The organism is Pantoea sp. WMus005 (assembly GCF_013415305.1).
GTDB lineage: Bacteria > Pseudomonadota > Gammaproteobacteria > Enterobacterales > Enterobacteriaceae > Pantoea > Pantoea rara.
Window position 1 is genome coordinate 1 of record NZ_JACBXU010000017.1, and the last position, 410, is coordinate 410.

The 410-nt window shown below is 56.3% G+C and carries 1 pseudogene; it reads left to right on the forward strand.

The window, feature by feature from the left end:
- Nucleotides 1-410 (forward strand): annotated as a pseudogene (gene lacI, locus HZZ01_RS20705) (DNA-binding transcriptional repressor LacI); the annotation flags it as partial.

Sequence of the window (410 nt, forward strand, 5' to 3'; positions counted from 1 at the left end):
ATTAAGTTCTGTCTCGGCGCGTCTGCGTCTGGCTGGCTGGCATAAATATCTCACTCGCAATCAAATTCAGCCGATAGCGGAACGGGAAGGCGACTGGAGTGCCATGTCCGGTTTTCAACAAACCATGCAAATGCTGAATGAGGGCATCGTTCCCACTGCGATGCTGGTTGCCAACGATCAGATGGCGCTGGGCGCAATGCGCGCCATTACCGAGTCCGGGCTGCGCGTTGGTGCGGACATCTCGGTAGTGGGATACGACGATACCGAAGACAGCTCATGTTATATCCCGCCGTTAACCACCATCAAACAGGATTTTCGCCTGCTGGGGCAAACCAGCGTGGACCGCTTGCTGCAACTCTCTCAGGGCCAGGCGGTGAAGGGCAATCAGCTGTTGCCCGTCTCACTGGTGA